The organism is Streptomyces sp. NPDC059443 (assembly GCF_042750105.1).
In the GTDB taxonomy this organism is placed as follows: domain Bacteria; phylum Actinomycetota; class Actinomycetes; order Streptomycetales; family Streptomycetaceae; genus Streptomyces.
Genome location: NZ_JBHYVM010000009.1, coordinates 152,870 through 159,917 on the forward strand (window position 1 = coordinate 152,870; position 7,048 = coordinate 159,917).

A 7,048-nucleotide genomic window follows, 5' to 3' on the forward strand; every position below is an offset into this window, starting at 1 on the left:
GTTTTGGTAATTCTCCTTTTCCCCCTGTTGCCTCCCCTACAGGCGTTTCAGCGCCTCTGCCAACCGTGGTCCACCGGTCCGATGCCCGCGCCGAGCGCGAAGCCGGCCGCGATGGCTCCCGTGACGTACTCCTTGGCCGCCGTGACGGCCTCCGGGACGGGCAGGCCCTTGGCCAGGCCCGCCGCGATCGCGCTGGCGAGGGTGCAGCCCGTGCCGTGCGTGTGCCGGTTGCCGGAGCGGGGGGCCCGCAGCCAGCGTTCGTCGGTGCCGTCGGTGAGCAGGTCCACGGCTTCGTTCCCGTGGGCGGCGAGGTGGCCGCCCTTGATCAGCACCCACGCGGGCCCGTACGCGAGGACCGCGTCGGCGGCCCGGCGCATGTCGTCCTCGCCCTCCACGACGACGCCGGTGAGCTGGGTCACCTCGTCCAGGTTCGGGGTGGCGACGGTGGCCCGGGGCAGCAGCTCCTGGCGTACGGCGTCCAGCGCCGTGGCGGCGAGCAGCGCGTCCCCGTGCTTGGAGACGCCGACCGGGTCCACGACGGCCGGGGCGCGGGTCCCGGCGAGCAGCTCGGCCACCGTCTCCACGAGCCCGGCCGAGGACAGCATCCCGGTCTTCACGGCCTGGACCCCGATGTCGTCCACCACGGCCCTGTACTGGCCCCTGACGGCCTCCGCGGGCAGTTCCCAGACCCCCGTGACGCCGAGCGAGTTCTGCGCGGTCACAGCGGTCACCACGCTCATGCCGTGGACCCCGAGCTCCAGCATCGTCTTGAGGTCGGCCTGGATGCCCGCGCCGCCGCCGGAGTCGGATCCGGCGACGGTCAGGCACAGCGGCGGGTGCGCACTCACAGCGAGTGGTCCGGGACGGCCGGGTCGGCGCCGAAGTGGTCCCAGCCGCCGGTGCTGGTCCAGGGGGCGCCGTCGACGGTCACCTGGGGCAGCGCGGAGCGGTTCTGCACCTCTCCGATGACCTTCCAGCGGGCCGGGAGCTTCACGTCGGGCGGGAAGGTGGCCACGATGGCGTGGTCCTCTCCCCCGGTGAGGACCCACTGGAGCGGGTCCACGCCGACGGCCTGGCCGATGTCGTGCATCTGCGAGGGGATGTCCACGGCCGCCGAGCGCAGGTCGATCCGTACCTTGCTGGCCTCGGCGATGTGCCCGAGGTCCGCGATCAGGCCGTCGCTGACGTCGGTCATGGCGGTGGCGCCGAGTCCGGCGGCCGCGGGGCCCGCGTGGTACGGCGGCTCGGGCCGCCGGTGGGCCTCCACGAAGGCCCGCGGCGAGCGGAAGCCGCGCGAGAGGACCGCGAAGCCGGCCGCGGACCAGCCGAGCCAGCCCGTGACGGCCACGACGTCGCCGGGCTGGGCGCCGGAGCGCAGCACGGGTTCGTGGTTGCGCAGGTCGCCGAGGGCGGTGATGGCGACGGTGATCACGTCTCCGCGGACCACGTCGCCGCCGACCACGGCGGCCCCGGCGACCTGGCACTCGTCGCGGATGCCGTCCATCAGCTCGGTGGGCCAGGTGACCGGCAGCTCGGCCGGGACGACCAGGCCGAGCAGCAGCGCGGTCGGCACCGCGCCCATGGCGGCGATGTCGGCGAGGTTCTGCGCGGCGGCCTTGCGGCCGACGTCGTAGGCGGTGGACCAGTCGCGCCTGAAGTGCCGGCCCTCCAGCAGGATGTCCGTGCTCGCCACGACCCGCCGGTCGGGGGCCGACACGACCGCGGCGTCGTCGCCCGGTCCGAGCCGGACCGCCGGGGTGGTGGTGAGCCGTGAGGTGAGCTCTCGAATGAGCCCGAACTCCCCCAGCTCGCCCACAGTGCCCTTCATCGCTGTGCCCCTTCTTGCCCAGTCCGCTTGCGGTCGCGAGCCGTCACAGCTCTGGGTACCGTCAACAGATACGTCAACTTCTGCTCTCCGTACGCCCCGCCGTGTGTGGAGCCGGACCCGCAGGTCTCCCCGCGGCGCTCGGCGACGCGGTACCGTGGCGTCCCTTCTTCCCCGGGCCCACCCGTCATCCCCGGGCCCATCCGAAGGGTAGGGGAAATGATCCTCGCGGCCGCCCTGGAGGTTCCGTGGTACAGGCGTACATCCTCATCCAGACCGAGGTGGGCAAGGCGTCGTTCGTCGCCGAGTCCATCGCACAGATCGCGGGGGTGATCCAGGCCGAGGACGTGACGGGCCCGTACGACGTGATCGTGCGCGCCCAGGCCGACACCGTGGACGATCTCGGCCGCATGGTGGTCGCCAAGGTCCAGCAGGTGGAGGGGATCACCCGCACCTTGACCTGCCCGGTGGTCCATCTGTAGCCCCCGTCTACTCTTGGCCGGTGATGTCCCGACACAGCCGGCTTCTCTCTCTGCTCTCCGCCCTGACCGCGCTGGCCGCCTCGGCGGCCCTCGCGGGCTGTTCCGCGGGTGACGCGGAGGCCCGGGTGGATCCGCCGCCCGCACCGCCCGCCGATGTCGCGGGTTTCTGTGCGGCGCTCCACAAGGAACTCCCCCACGAGGTGGCCGGTCTGGCCGCGACTCCGGCGCTGCCGGCTTCCGACCTGACCGCCGCGTGGGGCGGCTCGGCGATCGTACTGCGGTGCGGTATCGCCAAACCCGCGAAGATGGCGGATCCGAAGCAGGACGGCGTCGAGGTGAACGGTGTCGGCTGGCTTCTGGAGAAGCTGGACGACGGTGGCTTCCGGTTCACCACCGGGCTGCGGCTGGCGTACACGGAGGTCCGGGTCGACAAGGAGCATGCCACGGATGCGGGGATGCTGGTGGGCCTGTCCGCGGCGATCGCGAAGACCGTCCCGGAGGGGATCGCCTCGTACTGAGGCCCGCGGCCCGGCACGAGGCCCCGTACGCGCTCACGCGGACCGCCCGCCGGCCATCCTTTTCAGGGGGCCGGCGGGCGGTCCTCGTCCGTGTACGGGGCTTCGTGCCCGGGCGGCTAGCGCAGCCCGGTGGAGCGGCGCAGGGCGGCCTGGATCAGGCGGTCCACCAGCTCCGGGTACTCGATGCCCGACTCCTGCCACATGCGCGGGTACATGGAGATCGGGGTGAAGCCCGGCATGGTGTTGATCTCGTTGATGACGAAGGTGCCGTCTTCGGTGAGGAAGAAGTCGGCGCGCACCAGGCCCTCGCAGGACGCGGCGTCGAAGGCCTCGATCGCGAGCTTCTGCACCTCGGCGGTCTGCTCCGGGGTGAGCGGGGCGGGCACGAGTCCGGAGGCGGAGTCGATGTACTTCGCCTCGAAGTCGTAGAAGTCGTGGCTGGAGACCGGCGGGATCTCGGCGGGCACGCTCGCGCGCGGCCCGTCCTCGAACTCCAGGACCCCGCACTCGATCTCGCGGCCGCGCAGCAGCGCCTCCACGATGATCTTCGGGTCGTGGCGGCGTGCCTCGCGGATCGCCGCGTCCAGCCCGGAGGCGTCGTCGACCTTGGTGATGCCGATCGAGGAGCCTGCGCGGGCGGGCTTGATGAACAGCGGCCAGCCGTGCTCGCCGGCGAACTCCGCGATGCGGCCCAGGGCCCCTTCGCGGTCGTTCTCCCACTCGCGGGGGCGGATCGTCACGTACGGGCCGACGCGCAGCCCGAAGGACGTGAAGACCCGCTTCATGTAGTCCTTGTCCTGGCCGACGGCGGAGGCGAGGACGCCCGAGCCGACGTACGGGATGCCGGAGAGCTCCAGGAGGCCCTGGAGGGTGCCGTCCTCGCCGTACGGGCCGTGCAGGACGGGGAAGACCACGTCCACCTCGCCCAGGGCCTTGGGGACGGCGCCGGGCTCGGTGTAGACGACCTCGCGGCTGGCCGGGTCGACGGAGAGCACGACGGCGCCGTCCTCGGACTCGGCGAGCTGGCCGACGTTGGGGAGCTGGCCGCCGGAGATGGCCATCCGGGCGGGCTCGTCGGCGGTCAGCGCCCACCGGCCGTCCGTGGTGATGCCGATGGGCAGCACCTCGTACTTGGAACGGTCGATGGAGCGCAGTACGGCGCCCGCGGTGACCACGGAGATGGCGTGCTCCGAGCTGCGGCCGCCGAACACGACGGCCACGCGGGGCTTGCGGCCCTGCTGCTCAGGGGTCTGGGGGAGGTTCTCGCTGCTCATATCGCCACGAGGGTACCCGCTCGGACGTCCGGAAAGCAGTCAGCGCCGTTCCGGTTTGGCGCTGCGGCCCATGAGTTCCTTGAGGGCGACCAGGGTGGGCTTGCCGTGGTGGACGATGTCGACCACGGTGTCGGTGATCGGCATGTCCACTCCGTGGCGGCGGGCCAGATCGGCCACGGACAGGCAGGACTTGACGCCTTCGGCGGTCTGCTTGGTGACCGCGATGGTCTCCTCCAGGGTCATCCCGCGGCCCAGGTTGGTGCCGAAGGTGTGGTTCCGGGAGAGCGGCGAGGAGCAGGTGGCGACGAGGTCGCCGAGGCCCGCGAGGCCGGAGAAGGTCAGCGGGTCGGCGCCCATCGCCAGGCCCAGCCGGGTGGCTTCGGCGAGACCGCGGGTGATGAGCGAGCCCTTGGTGTTGTCGCCGAGGCCCATGCCGTCCGCGATGCCGACGGCGAGGCCGATGACGTTCTTGACGGCGCCGCCGAGCTCGCAGCCGATGACGTCGGTGCTCGTGTACGGGCGGAAGTACGGGGTGTGGCAGGCGGCCTGGAGGCGTCGGGCGACGGCTTCGTCCACGCAGGCGACCACGGAGGCGGCGGGCTGGCGGGCTGCGATCTCGCGGGCCAGGTTGGGTCCGGTGACCACGGCCACGCGGTTCGCGGGGACCTTGGCCACCTCTTCGACGACCTCGCTCATCCGCTTGGCGGTGCCGAGTTCGACGCCCTTCATCAGGGAGACGAGCACGGTGTCTGGGGCGAGCAGCGGGGCCCAGTCGGCGAGGTTGCCGCGCAGGGTCTGCGAGGGGACGGCGAGGACCGTGAAGTCGGCGCCCGCCGCGGCCTCGGCCGGGTCGGTGGTGGCGCGGATGTTCGCGGGGAGTTCGATGTCGGGGAAGTAGTCGGGGTTGGTCCGGCCGCTGTTGATGGCGTCGACGAGCTCCTGGCGGCGGCCCCACAGGACCACCTCGCAGCCGGCGTCGGCGAGCACCATGGCGAAGGCCGTGCCCCAGGAGCCGGTTCCGAATACGGCTGCCTTCACGGGACGTGTCACTTGTCGCCCTCCCCCGCGGCTTTGCGCCGCTGTTCCGCCCTGGCCTTGCGATGGTCGTACGGCTGCTCGGGCGCGGATTCGCCGCGCAGTTCCTCCAGCAGCCCGGTGATGGCCGCCATGATGACCTCGGTGACCTCCTTGAGCACGTCCGGGGTGGGTTCCCGGTCGTAGTACGCGGAGAGGTCCACGGGCGGTCCGGCGAGCACCTGGAGGGTTTTGCGCGGGAACAGGCTGAGCTTGTTCTCCTTGGCGTAGGGCGGCATCGCGAGATTCGCGCCCCACTGGGCCACCGGAATGACCGGGGCCTTGGTCAGCAGCGCCACGCGGGCGGCGCCGGTCTTGCCGGCCATCGGCCACATGTCGGGATCGCGGGTGAGGGTGCCTTCCGGGTAAAAGGCCACGCATTCACCGCGCTCGATGGCGTCCACGGCGGCCCGGAATGCGTCCAGGGCGTTGGTGGACTCCCGGTAGACGGGGATCTGGCCGGAGCCCCGCAGGATCGCGCCGACAATAGGCACCTCGAAGAGGGCCGCCTTGCCGAGCAATCGGGGCACCCGGCCGGTGTTGTACTGGAAGTGCGCGTAGGAGAGCGGGTCCAGATACGAGTTGTGATTGACGGCGGTGATAAATCCGCCCTCGGCCGGAATGTGTTCCATTCCCCGCCAGTCCCGCTTGAAGAGCACTACCAGCGGCGGTTTCGCGATGGCCGCCGCAAGGCGGTACCAGAAGCCGATTCTGCGGCGGGACACTCGGACACCTTCCTCTAGGACCGGTGCGCGGCTTGGGCACCTCGGGGCCGGACAAGTGTCGCCCGGGGTCCGGTCTCTGTCGAGAACACCGTACGCCCCGCACACCCCTGGCAGGCCCCGGGCCGTCCGGCATGAGGTGACAATGGGCCCACGCATGACCTGGCCATGACCCGTACATGGCCCACGCAACTGCGCGAGCGCACCGGAGGAAGGGGTCGGTCACGAACGCCGTCTGGAGTCTGGTGGTCCCGTTGAAGCCCTTGGCCGTGGCCAAGAGCCGCCTCGCGGAGGCCGTCGGCGCGTCCCGGCCGGGGCTGGCCCTGGCGTTCGCGCTGGACACGGTCGCGGGGGCGCTGGCCTGCGCGGCGGTCGCGGATGTGGTGGTCGTCACGGACGATCCGGCGGCCGGGGCGGAACTGGCCCGGCTGGGGGCGCGGATCGTCCCGGACTCCCCGGGCGCCGGGCTCAACGCGGCGCTGGCCCATGGGGCGCGGGAGATACGGACGGGCCGGCCGCGGGCGGCGGTGGCCGCGATGAACGCGGATCTCCCGGCGCTGCGGCCACCCGAATTGCTACGCGTGCTCGATACCGCCTCGGCATTTCCCCGGGCATTTCTGGCGGATGCGGCGGGAATCGGGACGACCTTGCTTTCCGCTGCGCCGGACGTGGAATTGGCCCCCTCGTTCGGCGGTCCGTCGCGGGCCCGCCATTCGGCTTCGGGCGCGGTGGAAATGGCGCTGGCGGGCGTGGACAGCGTGCGCCGGGACGTGGACACGGCGGCGGATCTCGGAGCGGCCCTCACCCTTGGCGTGGGCCGCCATACGGCCCGATACAGTGCCCGTATGCAGGCGACCGCGTACACGTACGACTCCCAGACCCGCAGCGGCAGTGTGCTGCTGGACGACGGCACCCCGGTGCCCTTCGAGGCCCCGGCGTTCGACGCCGGCGGGCTGCGGCTGCTGCGCCCCGGGCAGCGGGTCCGGATCGAGACGGACGGCGAGGGCGCGGGCCTGCGGATCACCCTGGTCACGCTCCAGACCTTCTGAGCCGACGCACCGCGGGGGGGGGGGCGGCGGGGGGGGGGGGGCGGCGCGCGCGCGGGGGGGGGGGGGCGCGACGCCCGCGGTCGGGGGTGGCGGGTGGGGCGCGG

Annotated in this window: 7 protein-coding genes and 1 pseudogene; 3 read left to right on the forward strand and 5 right to left on the reverse strand. The window is 72.3% G+C overall.

Features of this window, described 5'->3' with window-relative positions:
• Positions 1 to 47: 47 nt before the first annotated feature.
• Both thiD and ACFXDJ_RS11810 read right to left on the reverse strand, forming a co-directional pair.
• Positions 48 to 848, reverse strand: a complete 801-nt coding sequence (gene thiD / locus ACFXDJ_RS11805) for a bifunctional hydroxymethylpyrimidine kinase/phosphomethylpyrimidine kinase (protein WP_384848930.1) — start codon at positions 846 to 848, stop codon at positions 48 to 50.
• Complete coding sequence (locus ACFXDJ_RS11810) at positions 845 to 1,828, reverse strand: thiamine-phosphate kinase (protein WP_384660397.1); 984 nt, start codon at positions 1,826 to 1,828, stop codon at positions 845 to 847. Before ACFXDJ_RS11810 ends, thiD begins: the two co-directional genes overlap by 4 nt.
• A gap of 245 nt (positions 1,829 to 2,073) precedes the next feature.
• Between ACFXDJ_RS11810 and ACFXDJ_RS11815 the strand changes: the two genes are divergently transcribed.
• On the forward strand, positions 2,074 to 2,307 hold the full coding sequence (locus ACFXDJ_RS11815) for an Lrp/AsnC ligand binding domain-containing protein (RefSeq protein WP_112450218.1): 234 nt from the start codon (positions 2,074 to 2,076) through the stop codon (positions 2,305 to 2,307).
• 23 nt (positions 2,308 to 2,330) lie between these two features.
• A complete protein-coding gene (locus ACFXDJ_RS11820) occupies positions 2,331 to 2,825 on the forward strand; it encodes a DUF3515 domain-containing protein (RefSeq protein ID WP_384660400.1) in 495 nt (164 codons plus the stop codon).
• Positions 2,826 to 2,941: 116 nt separating this feature from the next.
• Here ACFXDJ_RS11820 and ACFXDJ_RS11825 read toward each other — a convergent pair whose 3' ends face one another.
• The 3 genes from ACFXDJ_RS11825 to ACFXDJ_RS11835 are packed head-to-tail and all read right to left on the reverse strand — an operon-like array spanning position 2,942 to position 5,898.
• Positions 2,942 to 4,099 carry a D-alanine--D-alanine ligase family protein gene (locus tag ACFXDJ_RS11825; RefSeq protein ID WP_384660403.1) on the reverse strand — a complete coding sequence of 386 codons (1,158 nt, stop codon included), beginning with the start codon at positions 4,097 to 4,099 and terminating at the stop codon, positions 2,942 to 2,944.
• Between the two features lie 39 nt (positions 4,100 to 4,138).
• Entirely contained in the window at positions 4,139 to 5,149 is a 1,011-nt protein-coding gene (locus ACFXDJ_RS11830) for an NAD(P)H-dependent glycerol-3-phosphate dehydrogenase (protein WP_384660405.1), read from the reverse strand.
• Positions 5,146 to 5,898 carry a lysophospholipid acyltransferase family protein gene (locus tag ACFXDJ_RS11835; protein ID WP_384660408.1) on the reverse strand — a complete coding sequence of 251 codons (753 nt, stop codon included), beginning with the start codon at positions 5,896 to 5,898 and terminating at the stop codon, positions 5,146 to 5,148. Before ACFXDJ_RS11835 ends, ACFXDJ_RS11830 begins: the two co-directional genes overlap by 4 nt.
• A gap of 176 nt (positions 5,899 to 6,074) precedes the next feature.
• Between ACFXDJ_RS11835 and cofC the strand changes: the two are divergent.
• A pseudogene (cofC, locus tag ACFXDJ_RS11840) lies at positions 6,075 to 6,737 on the forward strand (2-phospho-L-lactate guanylyltransferase); the annotation flags it as partial.
• Positions 6,738 to 7,048: the final 311 nt, after the last annotated feature.